Below are 18,368 nucleotides of genomic sequence, written 5' to 3'. Positions count from 1 at the left end.
AGTAACGAGGCATTTGATGATGCAGACGCGGAACTCAGCGATTGGTATTGACCTGGGCACAACCAACAGTGCTATCGCCGTATGGCAAGATGGCAAAGCTTGCCTCATTCCCAATGCCCATGGTGAAGATCTTACTCCGTCGATCGTCTGCATTGGTGAGGACAATACCCTGCTGGTAGGCCAGGCGGCGGCCACACGCTTGCTGAGCGATCCGGCTAATACCGCCTCCCACTTCAAGCGTTTTCTCGGTAGCGAGCGGCGTTACCGGCTGGGCAAGGATAAGTACACCCCGACCGAGCTGTGCGCGCTTGTGCTTGGCAGTCTGAAGTCAGATGCAGAAGCATGGCTTGGTCACCCGGTGCGTGAGGTGGTTATCTCTGTGCCTGCCTACTTTGGCGATCAGCAGCGTAAACAAGTGCGGCTGGCTGCCGAGCTGGCCGGGCTTGATGCGGTGCGCCTGATCAATGAACCTACCGCTGCAGCCATGGCCTACAGCCTGCACGAGCAGCATAGTCGCCGTTTCCTGGTGTTTGATCTGGGGGGGGGACCTTCGATGTAACCGTGGTGGAGTATCAGGACAGCATCATGGAGGTGCGCGCCTCGGCCGGCGACAATCGACTCGGTGGCGAGGATTTTACTCAGGATCTGGTTGATGCGGTACTGGAGCAGTTGGGAACCGACCGTAGTGACATGCCACAGGCGCAGCTCGGCCAAGTCTATCTGGCGTGTGAGCGAGCCAAGCGTCATCGCAGTGGTACTGGTCTGGTCGTTGAACTTGGTGGTGAGTTGAACCGCACCCTGACTTTCTCCGAGTTCGACTTGGCCGACATCTGGCGTGAGACACTCAGTCGCCTGCGTAAACCGCTCAGCCAGGCACTCTCAGATGCGCGTTTGCATCCAGAGGAGGTGGATGAGCTTATTTTTGTCGGTGGAGCGAGCCGCCAGAGCGAAGTGCAGCAGACAGCAGTGCGTCTGCTGGGCCGATTCGGCCGTCACGAGTTGGATCCGGATCGGGTAGTGGCCATGGGGGCCGCCATTCAGGCTGCCTGTCGTCTGCGCGACAGCGCGGTAGACGAGCTTATCATGACCGATGTTTGCCCCTTTACCCTCGGGATTGCAGTCACTCAGGGCGAGCAGGGTGGTGTGTTCAGTCCAATTCTCGAGCGTAATACAGTGGTGCCTGCTTCGCGAGTTGAGCGCTATCACAGCGCCCATGAGCAGCAAAAAGCGGTATGCATTAGCATTTATCAGGGTGAGCGCTTCTGGGTGCGGGAAAACCTGCACATAGATGATCTCGAGATCCCACTGCCGACCGGGAAGGGGATTCAGCAGGTGGACGTGCGTTTTAGTTACGACATCAACGGCATGTTGGAGGTGGATGTAACCCTCGTTGGTACCGGAGAACAGTTCCAAAAGGTGATCGACAGAAGTCCGGCCGGTGTGACCGAGGAGGGAAAGCGCGAGAGCCGCGAGCGGTTGGCTCGCCTCAAGCATCATCCACGCGATGCACTGCCTAATTTGACCTTGAGCGAGCGGCTGGCGCAGCTCTACGAAGAGAGCCTTGGTGACGAGCGGCAGCAGGTAGAACAGTGGTTGCTGCAGTTTGAACGGGTCCTGGCCAGCCAGGACCCGCAGCTCATCCGTTCATTTCGAGAGGAGATGAATGGCCTGCTCAAGCAGTGGCACTAGTGTGCTAGTCGAGGATGTCGCCAAGCGGCATCCTGCCCTGCTGGTAGAATTCCCTTGGCCATCCCCGGCGTAGCGCACCAGGCCTTATGCGAATGCTCATATAGAGGTGGCCGAGCCATAGCGGAACGGCCAGCCAGGCGCTGTTGATGTAGAACGCGAGGGCTATCCAGATCAGACTCCAGCTCAGGTAATTTCGAGTGGTACGCTGACGTGTCTGGGCCCGACAGATGTGCCACATCAGATAGAGGTTCAGGAACAGCATTCCTATCATATCTTGGCCGAGCGAATAATAATCGGCCCAGTATGGAGAACCGGAAGTGAGAACCTCGCTCACGGACGGTGCCAGTGGAAACACGAAGTAGGGCAGGATGGCGGTTAGCAGGCTGACAAACAGCAGTTGCGCTCCGCTGTGCATCCGAAAGCGTTGCTTCGCGTGGTGCCGATCGTGCTCCAGCTGATCGTTCAGCTTGTCCTCCAGATACACCAACAGCAGAGATACTGCCTCCTGTTGTGGCTGGGTGAGATCGGCCTGCTGCTTGTAGATGGGGTCTAGTTGTCTGGCCTGAAACCCCTGCTCGCTGAAGTCGTGTGCCAGCATGCCGAGCCCGTAACAGATCGGATAGACAAACTTGGCTGATGCGGTGTCTGGAGTGCTGCGCTCCAGTGAATCCAGCGTGGGGAAGTGTTCGCGGCTCTGCCACAAATAGGCATAAATCAGCGACTCCTCGGTATAAGGGTAAAAGTCTAAGTCGAACCCCTGCGCGCTGCGCAGAGCCATCAGCCGCTCGTGCAGGGGGGTGAGCAGATAGCTGTAGGCGTCATTGCTCTCCTTGTGGCAAAGCAGCAGGTTCCACAACACTATGGTGCTGGCGAGATCCGGATCGTTATCAAGACGTCGGCCGATCAGAGCCGCGAGAGCCGGTAATTCACTCTCTTTGGCTCGCTCTAGCAGCGACTGATCGCTCACTTCGGATCTACGTAGCAGATCGGTCTGGTTGCGAAGCTCTTGCGACAGCACATATTGCTCTGGCCAGCGAGCACATGCAGTAACGATGGCAGCCTGATAGACGGTGGGCTGAGCTGAGAGGTGCAGGACGGTGGAAAGCGGAGTGTCATCCTGATTGGGCGGCAGTCTGCCCATGGCGCAACGTACTGCGTCAAGGTGTTGTCTCGGCGTCCAGGCATAGGCGTAATAGAATTGTGCCCAGCGAAAACAGCCGCTCCATCCCTCACCATGCCAAGCATCGCCAAGACGTGTGTTGCAGTGAATGCGTTGGTGGGAGAGACGAGCTCCAAGATGCAGCCCTTGGATGATTTGCTCTTGCCACCCTTCGTCATTGGCGCGCTGGACTACTGCATTGAACCACTCATCCGGCATCAACGGATAGCGGCGCAGGCAGGAGATCCACTGCTCCGGAGATGCACAGGCAATCTGTGCAGCAGTGGGTGGCGTGATGTTCAGCCAGTCATCATTGCCATATTGATCGAACAGCGCGTCCAGTAGTGGTAACTCGGGGCGCTCGGCCAGCTTGCGGCGAGCATGGCGTTGCAAGAGACGGGAAACAAATTGCCAGCCGCCTTCGGCGTCGGCTAGTTCGGGTTGGGCAAGCGCAGCTTCCAATGATGACCAAGTACCAAATTCACTGCTCCACCAGAGGCGTGCCAGCGCACCGCGAACGCCAGGCATCGACTCAAGCGCCAGCGTGGTGAGTGGTACCTCGCCAATGTCCAGCATCTGATCATGCAACCACTCCTCCATTGGGTTGGATTGTTGCCATGGCAGCATCAGCCACTGCGGCTCCCAAAACGCGCTGCGTGTCGTGGGCCAGTGACTGGAACGGGCCAGGGCTTGTAGCCAGCGTGCCAGCTCATAGTCGCTGTTGAGGTACCAGTGGATGAGGTGGTTGGCGAGCAACGCTTCGTGTTCTCGCTCTTCCAAGGCCTTGGCTACCTGCATCACCAGTTGTTCCTTGCCACAGCGCAGGGCTGAGTCGGAGAGCAAATCCCAGTCATCCTCATCTAGTTGCTCTTGTTCGAGCAGGGAGAGGGTGAGTGAGAGGCGGTGGGTGATATCGCCGTCGTCACCGGCTGCACGTAGGGCTCGCAGTTGCAGGCGTAATAGAGCCGGGTGATCGCCGGCGATCGGTATGGCGTAGTGATAGATGAGCCCGAGCACACTGTTGCGGTCGCCAGCCTCCAGCGAAAGCAGCAGTGGTTGATAAAAGGACATTACTGCACGCTGGCGAGCGTGGTCGAGAGTGGCGAGCCACTCCAGCGGTGCCGGGACAGGCGCCTTGCGCCACCAATCGAGAAATTCTCCTTTTTTCTGGATATCGCCGCTGCGGCGCAGGAGTGCTGCCCAGTCAAGTGCTTGCCATAGCCGCTCGATTAAGGGAGAGGGCAACCATTGCCATTCGAAGATATGTTGTAGTACTTCGTCCGACAGCTGGCTTTGCTGTACTAGCGAGAGCGATTGCAGTGACGCCAGCCACTTGCCCCACTCGTCGGACACAAATCGTCGGCTGGCATCGCCCAGCAGCGCAAGCAGATTCGTCAGTTCAGGGGCTGTGGCTGGACGTACCAGCTCGACCGGTAGCTTGGTGGAGTCCTTCATAGCCGGGCGTGGGCGGCTGGCTTCTTCATAGGCTTCGCGCAGCAGGCGGAATCCCTCCGGGTCATCCTCCGGATGGCAGTCACGTAGCTTGATGTGGTAGGCACGCTTGATTGCGGCCAGATCGTCGGTCTCTTTGATCCCGAGTCGTTGCCAGATATCCATGATTTATTCCTGCGGCTCGCTATTTAAGAGGTCAATGAGGCTCTGGGGTTGTTCGATATCCGGCAACGGTACGTCATACCAGCTCTGTCCGTGGATTGGGTTTTCGGGATCCTGAAGCGCATCGGCCAGCATTGAACGCATCTGCTTGGCTATCCAGCCGTACAGCAGCTCATGTGCTGCCTGTTCCGGCTCGCCGTCCTCGTGGCTGTACCGCCAGAGACAGCGACCGGCATACCATGCCTGAGTGTATTGCAGCCAAGACTTGTAGCGCCGCCGCGCCTGATAGGCGAGCTGATTGTGGATGAAGCCAAACTCCTCTTCGCTGACCCAGCCATAACGCAGTCCTTCACGGGTGAGGTAAGAGGCGCGACCATAGTCCCAGGCCTGTATACCGTGGGCGCCAATATAAGGCGCAGTGCGGGCTACGAAATCGAGCGAGGCTCGCCTGTGTGTGGTCGACGCATTATCGCGTTGTGTCTGCCACTGGCTCCGCTGCATGCAATGAAAGGAGGCGTACTCTTCCAGCATGAGGTGCCCGTGGCACTCGCCATATGCCAGCTCGCGGATCTGTCGGTGCAGATCGAGGCGGTTCTCGATATTCCAGTCTTCTGCGAGAGTGGAGGGATCGACAAGACCTTCCCGCAGCGAGGTGGGTTTGAGGTATTCGCGCCACTCTTTCTGAAAAGCGATTTGGGGCGAAGTGAGGGTCAGCCACCACTTCTCGTGGGGGGCAAGGGCCGCATTGTCTAGCATAGTCTTGGAAAAGCTGCGATTGGAACAGGCTGTAGACTATAAGGTTGCAAGAGAAAGGATGCAATTGCGGCTGGTTTGCAGTTCACGAGTCAGCAAGGTAGGCACAGTGAGCACTAAGGCGGCAATCCTACTTCCTGGGCGTTACATAAAGGCATATTGATATAGGTGAATTTAGATATCTTCGCGGACACAGTTATTTCTGCCACTAACGTATGAGCCATGACTGTTAGTTGGTATTTATATCCCAACGAATTTGAATTCAATGACATAGAGCGGCGGCAGCGTGGGGTAGATGTCGCGGATCACCTGTTTGAGCTCGGGGAGGGTCATGTTCTCCTGGCGGGCGTGTTCGTCATTGAGCTCATCGAAAGCGACTGCCTTGACCGAGAGCACCTCTATGGTGCCAAAGGGCTGGTGCTCCGGGTTGGTGAACAGGGCCAGCCGCTGGCCGGGCTGCCAGTTGGCCTCGCTCTCGTCACGGATGGTGATGGTCTTGCGGCCGGCCTGGATGTCGGCGACGAAGCGGCTGAAGAAGGTGAACTCGGGATAGGTAGACATGGCACTCTCCTGACAGGGTGAATCGAAATGAGATGAATGGAAATCAAAGGTCGAGATAGGCGCGCAGCCTGGCCAGATCGGCGATGACCGGGCCGTCGCTGCCATCGGCGACTATGCCCTGTTCGATCAGCTCCTTGAGGGCGCGCCGATAGACCCGCTCGGTGGTACCGAAGCGCGCCGCCTCGTGGGCCCGCTTGCGCGAGCCGAGCATGGGGGTGCGCTGGCGCTCGCGCCACAGCTCGAAGGCGATGTTGTAGGCGATGGGGTGGAGAAGCCGGCTGGTGGTGATGTCCAGGGTATCCAGATAGTCGCTGGCGAGCGCCGCAGCGAAGAAGAGGGTCAGCTCGGGCTCGGCCAGCAGCCGTTTGGCCAGCTGGTCGGCGCAGATGACGGCGGCGTCCAGCTCGGTCTCGGCCACCACGCTCCACTGCACCGGGGTGGCGCTGAAGAACTCCATCTCGCCGAAGATCTGGCTATGGCACTCGATTTCGCCGAGTTGAAACAACCGCCCTGAGTGCACCGCGCTGTTGAGGGAAATCCGGCCCTGTGCCACCAGATAGAGCTGCTCGCACAACTCACCTTGGCGCATGATGGGTTCACCGGGCAGGTAGCGGCGCGAAAACAGGGTGCAGTCTGCCAGCGCCGCGGCAAAGCGCGGTTCGAGTGCGGCAAGCTCGGCGTGAAAGCGACCGAGCGGATAGGGTTGTTGCTGCATGGTGAAGGCCCGGCTTGATGAGGGCCATGAGGCTAGCAAGAGCGCAGGCGGGATGCCAGCCCCGGCGCCTCTGAATGTGCCGGGCTTAACGTTTTGCCGGGGCCGCTGCGGCCCCGGCAGACCCTGTCTATTGCGTCAGAGCGTGGAGGGCTGCAGCGATGGCCAGCCGCTCGCCGCTCATCATGGCGGCTTCGCTGGCTGCGTAGTCGCTCACTCCCGCTTGCACGTCCTGCTCGAAGGCCACCACGTTGCAAAGCACGGCGGCCACCCGCACCTTGCGCAGGCGCCCCACGGCGAGCAGGGAGGCGGTCTCCATGTCCGCCCCGAGCACGCCACGGGCGTGCCAATAGCGGCAGACGTCCTGCTCGTCATCCCGGTAGAAGCTGTCGTGGGAGCGCACCAGACCGTGCCAGTGAGGCTGGCTGCTGGCGCCGAGATGGGCGAGCAGGGCGGCCTGCAGGCGGATGTCGGCGCAGGCGGGGTACTCGGGGGGCAGGTAGGCCTGCGAGGCGCCTTCGCTGCGCACCGCTCCCTCCACCACGATGAGATCCCCCAGCGCGATCTCATGCTGCAGGGCGCCGGCAGAGCCGACCCGGATGAGCGCGCGGGCGCCCGCCTGCACCAGCTCCTCCAGCGCGATGACGGCGGAGGCGCCGCCAATGCCGGTGCTGCACACCGTGACGGGCAGCCCCCGGTAGTGGCCGTTGATCAGGCGAAACTCCCGGTGCTGGCCCAGCACGTCACACTCATCGAGCTGGCCGGCGATGCGGTCGACCCGGGCCGGGTCACCGCACAGCACCACCCGTTCGGCGATCTGGTCCGGGCGGCATTGCAGATGGGGCAGCAGGCTCATGCGATCGCTTCCTGTTGCGGGCGCTTGGCGCTGACCATCCACAGGCGAGTGCCGTTGGCGGCAATGAACAGCAGGATCAGGTACTCAAGGGACATGGCATAGACCCCCTGAGCGGCATAGACGCCGATGCTGATGATGTTGATGACCACCCAGAGGATCCAGTTCTCCACGTACTTGCGAGTCATCAGGATCTGGGCCACCACGGAGAGCACCGTCATGCTGGCATCCCAGAAGGGGAAGGCATCGGGGGAGGGCTCAGGGGTAGCTAGATTGGCGCCAAACAGGTTGAGCAGGGCGACCGAGGTGCGGGCCAGGGTGGCGAACACCGGGTCGATGTAGAGGGTCAGCAGGGCGATGGCCAGCACGCTCACGGCGGCGGTGGCGATGAGCTTGGACTTGCTGAGCCAGCGGATCTGCAGGGTATCCCCCTGGGCGTTGGCCGGCCGGGTCCAGGCGTACCAGCCATAGAGGTTGGCGCAGAAGAAGAAAAGCTGCAGCAGCAACAGGCCGTAGAGCTGGATCTGGAAGAAGATGATGGCGAACAGGCTGACGTTGATGAGCCCGAACAGGTAGTTGATGGTCTTCTCTTGGCTGGCGCACCAGATGCAGGCCAGCCCGAACAGGGTGCCGACGGCTTCAATCCACGACATGGCGTAACCACCGCCCAGCGGTATGGTCACCAGGGTGTGATTGATGCTGAACCACTCGAATATGCTCATTTTCGTTTCCTTTGAAAATTGGGGGCGTGAACCGGGCCTATTCTAGGGGCGATGGGGGGAGGCTGGCAGGACTTTTGTCCGACCCGGGCCGAGCCACCTCAAAGAATGGACAAACAGCAGGGGCAACTTTAGGCCCCCGATGGCGCCCTGATATGCGATGATGCCCTGCCCCTTTATTGATATGTAACAAATCGGGGAGAAATGAGCTGTGGTCTGATGGAATCCGCTCCGGCCGGGGTGGAGCTGAATGAAAGGAGCAAGTGTGAATTCCGAGTTGGTCTGGGTCCTCTGCATGCTGGTGGGCGCCATTTATCTGTTTGTGAGCAACAAGGTCCGCATGGACGTGGTTGCCTTGCTGATCATCATATTGTTCGTGCTGAGCGGCACCCTGACCCTGCCGGAGGCGCTGGCGGGGTTCAGCGATCCCAACGTCATCCTGATTGCCGCCCTGTTCGTGGTGGGGGAGGGGCTGGTGCGCACCGGCATCGCCTATCAGGTGGGGGATGCGTTGGTGAAGGTGGCCGGCAGCAGCGAGACTCGCCTGCTGGTGCTGCTGATGGTGGCGGTCGCCCTGCTCGGGGCCGTGATGAGCAGCACCGGGGTGGTGGCCATCTTCATTCCGGTGGTGCTGAGCGTGGCGAACCGGATGGGGATCCCGGCCGGCCGGCTGATGATGCCGCTCGGTTTTGCCGGCCTCATCAGCGGCATGATGACGCTGGTGGCGACGCCGCCCAACATGGTGGTCAACAGCGAGCTGATGCGCCACAACATCCACGGCTTCGGCTTCTTCGGCTTCACCCCCATGGGGGTCATCATTCTGGGGATGGGGATCCTCTACATGCTGCTGATGCGCACTTCCCTGGTGCGTGACGGGGAGGAGGGCAAGAGCAAGCAGATCGGGCGCAGCACCATGCGCGATCTCATTCGCGACTACCGGCTGGCCGGCCGGGCGCGCCGGCTGGCGATCCGGCCCGATTCACCGCTGATCGGCCAGACTCTGGACGAACTGCAACTGCGGGCCCGCTACGGTGCCAACGTCATCGGGGTGGAGCGCTGGCGCAAGTTCCGGCGGGTGATGGTGACCGTCTCCGGGGTGACCGAGTTCCAGGCCAAGGATGTGCTGCTCATCGACATGTCCGACCCCGAGGTGGACGTGCGCGAGTTCTGCAGCGAGGCGCGGCTCGAGCCCATGATCCTGCGCGGCGAATACTTCTCCGATCAGGCGCGCGAGGTGGGCATGGCGGAGGTGTCGCTCATCCCCGAATCCCGCCTGCTCGGCAAGAGCATCCGTGAGGTGGCGTTTCGCTCCCACTATGGCCTCAACGTGGTGGGCATTCGCCGCGCCGGTGAGGCGCTTGGTGGCAAGCTGGTGGACGAGGCGCTGCAATTGGGGGATACCCTGCTGGTGGTGGGCAACTGGAGCCTGATCCGCCTGCTGCAGACCCACAGCCGCGACTTCCTGCTGCTGGGGCTGCCGGCCGAGGTGGACGAGATGGCGCCAGCCCGCAGCCAGGCCATTCACGCCCTCATCTGCCTCGGGGTGATGATCGCCCTGATGGTGACCGATCCGGTGCCCAACGTGATCGCGGCGCTGATCGCCTGCCTGCTGATGGGCAAATTCCGCTGTATTGACATGGAGAGCGCCTACAAGTCCATCCACTGGCCGACCCTGATCCTCATCGTCGGCATGCTGCCCTTCGCGCTGGCGCTGCAAAAGACCGGCGGGGTGGATCTCATCGTCGGCGCGCTGATCTCGGCGGTAGGGGAGATGGGGCCGCGAGTGATGCTGGCCAGTCTGTTCGCCCTGTGCGCCATCATAGGGCTGTTCATCTCCAACACCGCGACGGCGGTGCTGATGGCGCCGATTGCGCTGGGCACGGCGCAGCAGATGGGGATCTCTCCCTATCCGTTCGCCATGACCATCGCCATCGCCGCCTCGGCGGCCTTCATGACGCCCGTTTCCTCGCCGGTCAACACCCTGGTGCTGGGCCCAGGCAACTACCGGTTCGTGGATTTCGTGCGCATCGGCGTGCCCTTCACCCTGCTGGTGATGGTGGTGAGCGTCATCGCCATTCCCTGGTTCTTCCCGTTCTGACGACAGCGAACGACATGGCGGCCTGTGGGCCGCCTTTTTATTGCCCGCAGTGCTCTGACATGAAAAGGGATGAATAAAGCGGGAGCCCAGCATCAGCGCCGTCGCAGAGGAGAGCACAAGGCGCAGCCGTTGATACATGGGCGGTATTGCAGACGTGCGACGGCATGGAGAGGGGGAGGAAAACGGCAAACGCCGGGTACAAAAAAACCAGCCTGAGCTGGTCTGTTTGATACTGCTTTTGATGGTGCGGAAGGAGAGACTCGAACTCTCACGCCTAGGGCGCCAGAACCTAAATCTGGTGCGTCTACCAATTTCGCCACTTCCGCAGGAGTAATGGTGGCTATGACGGGATTCGAACCTGTGACCCCCGCATTATGAGTGCGATGCTCTAACCAACTGAGCTACATAGCCGTCTTGTGCACGACTCGCGTCGAATACAAGCAAAAATGGCTGGGGCACTAGGATTCGAACCTAGGTATGGCGAGATCAAAACCCGCTGCCTTACCGCTTGGCGATGCCCCAACAGTGTTCTTTGCAATCAGATGATTGAAGGAACGTTTTCAAAAATGGTGGCTATGACGGGATTCGAACCTGTGACCCCCGCATTATGAGTGCGATGCTCTAACCAACTGAGCTACATAGCCGTTTGTTGTCAACCACGGTGTGGAAGAGAACAGAATAATGGCTGGGGTACTAGGATTCGAACCTAGGGATGGCGAGATCAAAACCCGCTGCCTTACCGCTTGGCGATACCCCAACAGCGATGCCTGACAGATACTATCAAACATCTTTTAAAAATGGCTGGGGCACTAGGATTCGAACCTAGGTATGGCGAGATCAAAACCCGCTGCCTTACCGCTTGGCGATGCCCCAACAGCGATGCCTGACAGATTCTATCAAACATCTTTGAAAAATGGCTGGGGTACTAGGATTCGAACCTAGGGATGGCGAGATCAAAACCCGCTGCCTTACCGCTTGGCGATACCCCAACTAGAGATGGTGGCTATGACGGGATTCGAACCTGTGACCCCCGCATTATGAGTGCGATGCTCTAACCAACTGAGCTACATAGCCAACCTTGCTTCCAGTGCCTCGTTGCCTCGTCACTGTGCGGGCCGAATTATGCGTATCTGGCTCTGGGGCGTCAACCCTTTTTTTGTTTGAAAAACCGAATTTGGGTGCGTTTGGCGAGTTATTGGTCGCTGTCGTGCAAAAGCCCAACAATCTGGTTTTTTTTACGACATTTGCCAGCAGATACGAGCCTTGGCCAGTTAAAAAAGAGGCCAGCAAATGCTGGCCTCTCATGGGATTAGACGTTGAACAGGAAGTTCATGATATCGCCGTCTTTGACGATGTACTCTTTCCCTTCGGCGCGCATCTTGCCCGCTTCCTTGGCACCTTGCTCACCCTTGTAGGTGATAAAGTCTTCGAAGGCGATGGTTTGGGCACGAATAAAGCCTTTTTCGAAGTCGGTGTGGATCTTGCCGGCCGCCTGCGGAGCGGTGGCGCCGACCGGGATGGTCCAGGCACGGACCTCTTTCACGCCGGCGGTGAAGTAGGTCTGCAGCTTGAGCAGCTCGTAACCGGAGCGGATCACCCGGTTCAGGCCCGGCTCTTCGATGCCAAGGTCAGCCATGAACTCGGCGCGGTCGGCATCGTCCAGCTCGGCGATGTCAGCCTCGATGGCGCAGCAGACGACCACCACAACCGCGTTCTCGGCGGCGGCGATTTCGCGCACCTTGTCGAGGTAGGGGTTGTTCTCGAAGCCATCTTCCGCCACGTTGGCGATGTACATGGTGGGTTTCAGGGTCAAGAAGTTGAGGTGGCTGACGGCGGCCAGCTCATCCTTGTCCAGCTTCATGCCGCGGATCATCTGGCCGTTTTCCAGCGCCACCTTGATCTTCTCCAGCACTTCCACTTCCAGCTTGGCATCCTTGTCGCCGCCCTTGGCGCGCTTGGACTGGCGGTTGATGGCACGCTCGCAGGCATCCAGGTCGGAGAGGGCCAGCTCGGTGTTGATCACCTCGATGTCGTCGGCCGGGGAGACCTTGCCGGCGACGTGGACGATGTTCTCGTCATCAAAGCAGCGCACCACGTGACCGATAGCCTCGGTTTCACGGATGTTGGCCAGGAACTGGTTGCCCAGACCTTCACCCTTGGAGGCACCGGCCACCAGGCCGGCGATGTCCACGAATTCCATGGTGGTCGGCACAACGCGCTGCGGATTGATGATGGCCGCCAGCTGATCGAGGCGGGGATCCGGCATCGGTACCACGCCGGTGTTCGGCTCGATGGTACAGAACGGGAAGTTGGCGGCTTCGATGCCGGCCTTGGTCAGCGCGTTGAACAGGGTGGATTTGCCTACATTGGGCAGGCCCACGATACCGCATTTAAAACCCATGGATTGTTACCTTACTTGATGGATGCTGTGTGAGGGCCGCGCGGGCAGCCCTGTCATATTGTGCGAGCCTGACCCTGGTCAGGCATCTGTATTCAGACTTTCTCGGCCTTGAAGCTGTGTAAACGATTCATGGCCTTGGTCATGTCCTGCTTGAACAGAATGTCGGTGGCGCGCAGGGACTCGTCCAGTGCGGCGTCGATCAGGCTCTGTTCGCTGCTGGGGGCCTTGGTCAGCACGAAACCGGCGACCAGCTCCTTGGCGCCCGGGTGACCTATCCCCAGCCGCAGCCGGAAGAAATTATTGTTGTTGCCCATCCTGGCAATGATGTCCTTGAGGCCGTTGTGGCCACCGTGGCCGCCGCCCTGCTTGAATTTGGCGATGCCGGGGGGCAGGTCCAGCTCATCGTGGGCCACCAGCATGGCTTCCGGTTCGATCTGGTAGAAGCGGGCCAGCGCGGCCACCGCCTTGCCGGAGAGGTTCATGTAGGTGCTCGGGATGAGCAGGCGCACATCCTGGCCATCCACCTGGATGCGGGCGGTGTGGCCGAAGAACTTGGGCTCTTCGCGCAGGCTGACGTTGTGCCAGCGTGCCAGTTGCTCCACATACCAGGCCCCGGCGTTGTGGCGGGTCTTGGCATATTCCGGGCCGGGATTGCCCAGACCCACGATCAGTTTGATTTGGCTTGTCACGCTTGATTTCTTCACTCGCTGCTTGCAATGGGCCGACTGCCCAGGGCAATGGGACGCAATATTCTAGCCGCCGACTGGCGATCACTCAACCAAAGCTCGGCCAGCACCGGGGAAAAGCGGGAGACCCGGCGGCCAACGGCAGCAAAACGGGCCCCAGCGTGGGGCCCGTGGAGTGGCTTGCCGGTGGCAGAGCCGGCTTACTGGGCGGCCCGCACCAGGGTGACGGTCTCTTCCGCTAGCGCCGTCAGGGTCGGGCGCTGCTCGCGCACATACTGCACGAAGGAGGCGGCGTCGGTGCCGCAATCCATGCCGCTAGCCTTGCAGTCAAGCTGATGGCCGGCGGTGTAGCGGGCGCTGAGCTGATCGCCGCTCTGCTCCACCCGCTCGACCGGGAACGCCGTCAATTTGCCATCCTGCCAGGCGAGATCCTGGCGCTCGGCATGCTGAGCCTGGGCGCGGGCCAGCGCCTGCCAGCCGTCGTTGCCGTTGGCGCTGTAGGCATTCATCACCACCCGGTAGCGCGTCGCATCCACCAGATCCTGCCACTGGCCGTCAGCGTCCTGCCACTGTAGCTGGGTCAGCGTGCCGCGCTTGCCCGGCGTGGTCTCGGTGAAGGTGTAGCGCAGGTGACCACCGTAGGGGAACTTGCCGGCGTGGGCGCTGGCGGGCAGGGTGGCGGTGATGGTCTCGGTCAAGAGGGCGCGCACGTCGGCGCCGGTCAGGGTGAGCACCGAGAGCTGGTTCTTGAACGGCAGCAGGGTGAGCGCCGCATCCCCTTCGCGCAGCTCGCCGGCCGGCAGATCGGCGCGCACGCCGCCCACCGCCAGCAGGGCGAAGTGGACCGGGCCGCCGGTCAGCGCCTGCACCGTCGGGGTATTGGCCCAGTAGTACTGACCCTCGGCCACCAGCGGGGCGACGTCGGAGCCGTGGCTGTCGCTGCCGTTGTCGCCGGGGCGACGGGCATTTTGCAGGGCGGTCGGCAGGGTGGCGATGACGGGGCCGAAGGCCTGCTCGAGGGCGGGCTTGTAGTGGCTGTCGATGATGCCGCGCAGGCGGGGATCCTCATCCACTGTCACCAGGTTGGGCTGGGCGTCGATGAACTTGGCTGCCTGCTTGCTGCGGGCTTCGTCCAGTGCCTGCTTGCGAGCGGGATCGGCGAAGAAATCGCGACTGGCCAGCAGCTGGTTCTGGCCCTTGCAGGCGATGACCCGGCCCTGGGCATCGAAGCTCACCTGGGCCAGTCCGATGGCCTGGGCATAGGAGCCGGCCTGTACCACGCAGGTCATGCCGACCCCGTCCGGGTTGGTGACAAGCGCCGCGTACTCGCCGGTGTTGCCCCAGCCGATGTTGCGAAAATCGCCGAGCAGGCTGTGGGAGTGGCCGCCGACGATGGCGTCGATGCCGTTCACCTTGGCCGCCAGCGCCAGATCCCGCTGGTTGCCGATGTGGGTGAGCGCCACGATCTGGTTAATGCCGTGCTGGCGCAGCAGGTCCACCGTCGCCTGGGCGGAGGTGATTTCGTTGCCAAAGCGCAGCTTGCCGACGTTGGGGGAGATGTTGGCCATGTCCTCCAGCACCAGCCCCATCACGGCGACCAGCTGTTTGCCCTGGGGCAGGTTGTTGAGATCGCTGACCGGGCTCTTCTGGTTGCCGTCGAAGGCGTAGATGACGAACGGCTTGAGATTGGCTGCGTGGCGCAGATCCGGATCGTCGCGGGTATCCAGGTTGGCGGCCAGCACCGGGAAGTTGACCCCCTGGATGAAGCGGGCAAGCTTCTGGTTGTCGAGATCGAATTCGTGGTTGCCAAGGGCCATGGCGTCGAGGCCGAACTGGCTCAGCAGCTCGGCGTTGGCCATCCCCTCGTTGAGCTTGAAGTAGCCGCTGCCCTGCCAGGCATCGCCGCCATGCAGCAGCAGGATCGGCTGGTTCTTGGCCAGTGCATCGGCCTGGAAGGATTTCGCCATGGTGAGCAGGCGCGGATAGCCGCCGAAGCGGGTGTAGAGGGTGTCGGTCTCCCCCTGCTTGCCAAAGATGGGCCCCTTCAGCTCGGCGTTGACCGGGTCAAACTGGGAGTGAGTGTCGTTCATGTGAGCCAGGGTCAGCACGAAGGGCTGGCCTTCATTGCCGGGCTGACAGGCGAACAGGAAGCTGCAGAAGGCAAGGAGCAGCAGCGGGCGCAAGCGATTCATGGAACAATCCTTAACCTGCGACGGGGCAGGGCAGTACCGGGTGTAACTGGGACTAAAAAGACAAAAACCGCCAGCTGGCGGTTTTTGTCACAACAGGGTCTATCAATGCTCAAACATGGCAGAGATGGACTCTTCGTTGCTGATGCGGCGAATGGCTTCGGCCAGCACGGAAGAGAGCGTCAGCTGCTTGACCTTGTCGACCGCCTTCATCTCCGCGGTGAGCGGGATGGAGTCGGTGATGATCAGTTCGTCGATCACGGAGTTCTTGATGTTCTCCACGGCGGAACCGGAGAAGACCGGGTGAGTGGCGTAGGCGAATACACGCTTGGCGCCGCGCTCCTTGAGGGCTTCTGCGGCTTTGCACAGGGTGCCACCGGTGTCGATCATGTCGTCGACGATGATGCAGTCGCGGCCGGCCACGTCACCGATCAGGTGCATGACCTGGGAGACGTTCGGGCGGGGACGACGCTTGTCGATGATGGCGATGTCGGTATCGTCCAGCAGCTTGGCGATGGCACGGGCACGTACCACGCCGCCGATGTCCGGCGACACGACCACGGGGGATTCGAGGTTCTTGGACTTCATGTCTTCCAGCAGCACCGGGCTGCCGAACACGTTGTCGACCGGGACGTCGAAGAAGCCCTGGATTTGTTCGGCATGCAGGTCAACGGTCAGCACGCGATCCACACCGACGCTGGAGAGGAAGTCGGCGACGACCTTGGCGGTGATGGGAACACGGGCGGAGCGGACGCGGCGGTCCTGACGGGCATAACCAAAGTAGGGGATAACGGCAGTAATACGGCCAGCTGAAGCACGACGCAGAGCATCCACCATCACGATCAATTCCATCAAATTGTCGTTGGTCGGGGCACAGGTGGATTGAATGATGAAGATATCGCCACCACGTACATTCTCGTTGATCTGTACGCTGATCTCGCCGTCGCTAAAGCGACCTACGGCAGCATTGCCGAGTTTGATAAACAGGCGATCTGCGATCTTCTGGGCTAGTTCCGGCGTTGCGTTACCAGCAAACAGCTTCATGTCAGGCACGGTTTGAAACCTCGGGGTTGCATCCAGTATGTGGGGAGTCTTATTCAGACCCTTATCGTTTTGGGGCAAACGATTTATCAAGTTGACGGGTCAGACCACTATAGGCTGCTTTCAGGCCAGGTGCCCACGTTGCATGCGGCAAGTCGGTTGAGCGTCGTGCTGGTCGACGCCCCGTCATCCATGATGACCAGTGACCTCCCGACAACGAGAGGGTAACGATGGGTGCTGCAACCGCGAGGGGGAGTGTGCACTCCCGGCAAGACTGCTGCGGCAGGTGAATCGATATACCCTGTTCGATGTTCAGGAGATGGCTGGGGTACTAGGATTCGAACCTAGGAATGGCGAGATCAAAACCCGCTGCCTTACCGCTTGGCGATACCCCAATCACTGACTTGTTGCAATGCAGCGAAGAGTGGTGATATGTTCTCGCCCTTGGCGACAAACCCATCCCATCCTTTCGGCACTTTTGCCAACACTTCCCGAGCAGCCACTTCGTCTTCAAACTGAGCAAAGACGCAGGCTCCTGTGCCCGTCATTCTTGACGGCGCGTATTCTAGCAACCAGCCGAGCGCATTGGCAACCTCGGGGTGGCGCTTTTTCACCAGCAATTCGCAATCGTTTTTCCACTCCCCTTCCAGCAGATTGTGCAATGCCATTTTCGGGGTATCTCTGGGCAGGTCCGGATCCTGGAACACGGCGGCGGTCGCCACATGGCAATTGGGCTTGAGCACCAGATACCAGGCACTCGGCAGCTCGACCGGCTGCAACCGCTCACCGACCCCCTCGGCAAAGGCCGCCTTGCCGCGCACGAACACCGGCACGTCGGCGCCCAGCTGCACGCCGAGTTCGGCCAGCGCGTCTTCACTCAAGCCAGCCTGCCACAGGTGGTTGAGGGCGACCAGGGTGGTGGCGGCGTCCGACGAACCGCCGCCGATGCCGCCGCCCATGGGCAGCACCTTCTCCAGCCGGATATGGGCTCCCTGCGGGCTTGGCAGTTTTGCCTGCAGCAGACGGGCGGCCCGGATGATCAGGTTCTGCTCGTCGGGCACGCCGGGAATGGCCGGGCTCAACGTGAGCTTGTCGCTTCCTGGGATCACATCGAACTCGAGCCAGTCGCCGTGGTTGAGGAAGATGAACAGGGTCTGCAGCTCGTGGTAGCCGTCCGGGCGACGGCCGTTGACGTGCAAAAAGAGATTCAGTTTGGCCGGAGCCGGCCAGCGCATGGCGCTCATGGGGGAGTCCTTGTCGATGGCCGCCATCAGCGGGTTATGGTCCACTGGTTGATCTGCAGCTTGAGGCGACTGCCCTGGCCGGTCATGGTGAGCAGGTGCGGCAGGCGGTAGCCGTCCTGATCCCGGTAGTCGCCATAGACGATCTGCCACTGACCGTCCCGCACGCTGGCCAGACTGCGGTCGGGGTTGAGCTCGAATTCGGCCTGACCCGGCAAGCCTTTGATCCATTCCGGCAGCCCGGCCACCGGAATGTTCCAGCCGGTGAGCTGATAGATGAGCGCCTCGGCATCCTGGCTCTGGTGCGGGTTGCCCTCGTTGTCGATCAGGGTGATCTCGCCCTTGCTGCGGGAGAGCTCGAGGATGTGAGTGCCGATCAGGCTGGTGAGGTTGAGGCGGTAGTCGTCGCCATCCTGCTGCCAGTTGACCCGGGCGCTGCCCTTCTGCTGGGCGGTGATGATGGCCATCTTGCCCGACAGCTGCCAGTGGCTGAGCTGCTCGAGGCGGGTACGTTCCTGCTGCCAGTTGACCTGATCGCGCTGGGGTTGGGTAGTGGCGCAACCGGCCAGCAACAGCAGGCAGCCAAGGGTGAAAAGACGCAACAACAAGGTCATGCTCCGGAAAAGGTGATTTGCCACAGTATACGGGGCGG

At 60.9% G+C, this 18,368-nt stretch carries 13 protein-coding genes, 9 tRNA genes and 1 pseudogene; 2 read left to right on the top strand and 21 right to left on the bottom strand.

The features are described 5' to 3' along the window. Nucleotides 1-16 precede the first annotated feature (16 nt). Nucleotides 17-1,689: pseudogene (locus E5E96_RS01360) on the top strand (Hsp70 family protein). Nucleotides 1,690-1,693: 4 nt separating this feature from the next. Here the strand turns inward: E5E96_RS01360 and E5E96_RS01355 are convergent. The 6 genes from E5E96_RS01355 to pnuC all read right to left on the bottom strand — a co-directional run bounded on the left by E5E96_RS01355 (nucleotide 1,694) and on the right by pnuC (nucleotide 8,063). Beyond that, nucleotides 1,694-4,465: a J domain-containing protein gene (locus E5E96_RS01355; RefSeq protein WP_171281394.1), complete on the bottom strand. Its 2,772-nt coding sequence runs from the start codon at nucleotides 4,463-4,465 to the stop codon at nucleotides 1,694-1,696. 3 nt (nucleotides 4,466-4,468) lie between these two features. After that, nucleotides 4,469-5,218, bottom strand: a complete 750-nt coding sequence (locus E5E96_RS01350; protein WP_171281393.1) for a DUF1266 domain-containing protein — start codon at nucleotides 5,216-5,218, stop codon at nucleotides 4,469-4,471. A 237-nt stretch (nucleotides 5,219-5,455) separates the two neighbouring features. Next, nucleotides 5,456-5,776: a N(4)-acetylcytidine aminohydrolase gene (yqfB, locus tag E5E96_RS01345; protein WP_171281392.1), complete on the bottom strand. Its 321-nt coding sequence runs from the start codon at nucleotides 5,774-5,776 to the stop codon at nucleotides 5,456-5,458. Between the two features lie 43 nt (nucleotides 5,777-5,819). Beyond that, nucleotides 5,820-6,491 (bottom strand): Crp/Fnr family transcriptional regulator, encoded by a 672-nt coding sequence (locus E5E96_RS01340; RefSeq protein ID WP_060389993.1) that lies wholly within the window; start codon nucleotides 6,489-6,491, stop codon nucleotides 5,820-5,822. 127 nt (nucleotides 6,492-6,618) lie between these two features. Continuing rightward, complete coding sequence (locus tag E5E96_RS01335; RefSeq protein WP_060389994.1) at nucleotides 6,619-7,344, bottom strand: nucleoside phosphorylase; 726 nt, start codon at nucleotides 7,342-7,344, stop codon at nucleotides 6,619-6,621. Further along, on the bottom strand, nucleotides 7,341-8,063 hold the full coding sequence (pnuC, locus tag E5E96_RS01330; RefSeq protein WP_024945930.1) for a nicotinamide riboside transporter PnuC: 723 nt from the start codon (nucleotides 8,061-8,063) through the stop codon (nucleotides 7,341-7,343). The genes E5E96_RS01335 and pnuC overlap by 4 nt, the downstream gene beginning before the upstream one ends. A gap of 262 nt (nucleotides 8,064-8,325) precedes the next feature. Here pnuC and E5E96_RS01325 point away from each other — a divergent pair, with 262 nt between their 5' ends. Next, nucleotides 8,326-10,158: an SLC13 family permease gene (locus E5E96_RS01325; protein ID WP_011706943.1), complete on the top strand. Its 1,833-nt coding sequence runs from the start codon at nucleotides 8,326-8,328 to the stop codon at nucleotides 10,156-10,158. A 242-nt stretch (nucleotides 10,159-10,400) separates the two neighbouring features. On the opposite strand, the gene E5E96_RS01320 is transcribed toward E5E96_RS01325, so the two are convergent. The 15 genes from E5E96_RS01320 to lolB form a co-directional block, all read right to left on the bottom strand. Next, a tRNA-Leu gene (locus E5E96_RS01320) sits at nucleotides 10,401-10,484 on the bottom strand. An 8-nt stretch (nucleotides 10,485-10,492) separates the two neighbouring features. Next, a tRNA-Met gene (locus E5E96_RS01315) sits at nucleotides 10,493-10,569 on the bottom strand. A gap of 36 nt (nucleotides 10,570-10,605) precedes the next feature. After that, nucleotides 10,606-10,680 (bottom strand) — tRNA-Gln (locus E5E96_RS01310). 45 nt (nucleotides 10,681-10,725) lie between these two features. Then, nucleotides 10,726-10,802, bottom strand: a tRNA-Met gene (locus E5E96_RS01305). A gap of 38 nt (nucleotides 10,803-10,840) precedes the next feature. Continuing rightward, nucleotides 10,841-10,915: transfer RNA gene (locus tag E5E96_RS01300), tRNA-Gln, on the bottom strand. A gap of 41 nt (nucleotides 10,916-10,956) precedes the next feature. After that, a tRNA-Gln gene (locus E5E96_RS01295) sits at nucleotides 10,957-11,031 on the bottom strand. A gap of 41 nt (nucleotides 11,032-11,072) precedes the next feature. After that, nucleotides 11,073-11,147 (bottom strand) — tRNA-Gln (locus tag E5E96_RS01290). An 8-nt stretch (nucleotides 11,148-11,155) separates the two neighbouring features. Next, nucleotides 11,156-11,232: transfer RNA gene (locus tag E5E96_RS01285), tRNA-Met, on the bottom strand. 235 nt (nucleotides 11,233-11,467) lie between these two features. Next, nucleotides 11,468-12,559: a redox-regulated ATPase YchF gene (ychF, locus tag E5E96_RS01280; protein WP_016351608.1), complete on the bottom strand. Its 1,092-nt coding sequence runs from the start codon at nucleotides 12,557-12,559 to the stop codon at nucleotides 11,468-11,470. Between the two features lie 92 nt (nucleotides 12,560-12,651). Beyond that, nucleotides 12,652-13,248, bottom strand: a complete 597-nt coding sequence (gene pth, locus E5E96_RS01275; protein ID WP_039215651.1) for an aminoacyl-tRNA hydrolase — start codon at nucleotides 13,246-13,248, stop codon at nucleotides 12,652-12,654. Nucleotides 13,249-13,445: 197 nt separating this feature from the next. Then, nucleotides 13,446-15,437 carry a bifunctional UDP-sugar hydrolase/5'-nucleotidase gene (locus E5E96_RS01270; protein WP_171281391.1) on the bottom strand — a complete coding sequence of 664 codons (1,992 nt, stop codon included), beginning with the start codon at nucleotides 15,435-15,437 and terminating at the stop codon, nucleotides 13,446-13,448. 102 nt (nucleotides 15,438-15,539) lie between these two features. After that, nucleotides 15,540-16,487 carry a ribose-phosphate pyrophosphokinase gene (locus E5E96_RS01265; protein WP_005298464.1) on the bottom strand — a complete coding sequence of 316 codons (948 nt, stop codon included), beginning with the start codon at nucleotides 16,485-16,487 and terminating at the stop codon, nucleotides 15,540-15,542. A gap of 308 nt (nucleotides 16,488-16,795) precedes the next feature. Next, nucleotides 16,796-16,870 (bottom strand) — tRNA-Gln (locus E5E96_RS01260). After that, nucleotides 16,850-17,719 (bottom strand): 4-(cytidine 5'-diphospho)-2-C-methyl-D-erythritol kinase, encoded by an 870-nt coding sequence (ispE, locus tag E5E96_RS01255; RefSeq protein WP_171283192.1) that lies wholly within the window; start codon nucleotides 17,717-17,719, stop codon nucleotides 16,850-16,852. The genes E5E96_RS01260 and ispE overlap by 21 nt, the downstream gene beginning before the upstream one ends. 26 nt (nucleotides 17,720-17,745) lie before the next feature. After that, nucleotides 17,746-18,330, bottom strand: a complete 585-nt coding sequence (gene lolB, locus E5E96_RS01250; RefSeq protein ID WP_011706937.1) for a lipoprotein insertase outer membrane protein LolB — start codon at nucleotides 18,328-18,330, stop codon at nucleotides 17,746-17,748. Nucleotides 18,331-18,368: the final 38 nt, after the last annotated feature.

It is taken from the genome of Aeromonas sp. 1805 (assembly GCF_013085525.1).
GTDB lineage: Bacteria > Pseudomonadota > Gammaproteobacteria > Enterobacterales > Aeromonadaceae > Aeromonas > Aeromonas hydrophila.
Note: the sequence above shows the minus strand (reverse complement) of the source record. Positions and strands in the feature narration are given on the sequence as shown.